The sequence below is a fragment of the Streptomyces spiralis genome (genome assembly GCF_014654675.1).
GTDB lineage: Bacteria > Actinomycetota > Actinomycetes > Streptomycetales > Streptomycetaceae > Streptomyces > Streptomyces spiralis.
Window position 1 is genome coordinate 1 of sequence record NZ_BNBC01000143.1, and the last position, 1050, is coordinate 1050.

Genomic DNA, 1050 nt, shown 5'->3' on the forward strand with positions numbered 1-1050 from the left:
CTACACCCTTACCCCGGGACAACCACCGCCCGGGATGGACTACCTTCCTGCGTCACCCCATCACTCACCTACTACCAACTTGGTCCGGCGGCTCCACCACTCCGAGATTGTCCGAAGACGCACCCGGCGGCTTCACGGCCTTAGCATCACTGGATTCGATGTTTGACGCTTCACAGCGGGTACCGGAATATCAACCGGTTATCCATCGACTACGCCTGTCGGCCTCGCCTTAGGTCCCGACTTACCCTGGGCAGATCAGCTTGACCCAGGAACCCTTAGTCAATCGGCGCACACGTTTCTCACGTGTGAATCGCTACTCATGCCTGCATTCTCACTCGTCAACCGTCCACAACTACCTTCCGGTGCTGCTTCACCCGGCAGACGACGCTCCCCTACCCATCACAGCCGGCGTTGGCCGTACATGCTGCAATGACACGACTTCGGCGGTACGCTTGAGCCCCGCTACATTGTCGGCGCGGAATCACTTGACCAGTGAGCTATTACGCACTCTTTCAAGGGTGGCTGCTTCTAAGCCAACCTCCTGGTTGTCTGTGCGACTCCACATCCTTTCCCACTTAGCGTACGCTTAGGGGCCTTAGTCGATGCTCTGGGCTGTTTCCCTCTCGACCATGGAGCTTATCCCCCACAGTCTCACTGCCGCGCTCTCACTTACCGGCATTCGGAGTTTGGCTAAGGTCAGTAACCCGGTAGGGCCCATCGCCTATCCAGTGCTCTACCTCCGGCAAGAAACACACGACGCTGCACCTAAATGCATTTCGGGGAGAACCAGCTATCACGGAGTTTGATTGGCCTTTCACCCCTAACCACAGGTCATCCCCCAGGTTTTCAACCCTGGTGGGTTCGGTCCTCCACGAAGTCTTACCTCCGCTTCAACCTGCCCATGGCTAGATCACTCCGCTTCGGGTCTTGAGCGTGCTACTACAGCGCCCTATTCGGACTCGCTTTCGCTACGGCTACCCCACCCGGGTTAACCTCGCAACACACCGCAAACTCGCAGGCTCATTCTTCAAAAGGCACGCAGTCACGAGA

1 rRNA gene is annotated in these 1050 nt (G+C 57.5%); it reads right to left on the bottom strand.

What is annotated here, in order from left to right:
* A 23S ribosomal RNA gene (locus IE318_RS44390) occupies window positions 1–1050 on the bottom strand; the annotation flags it as partial.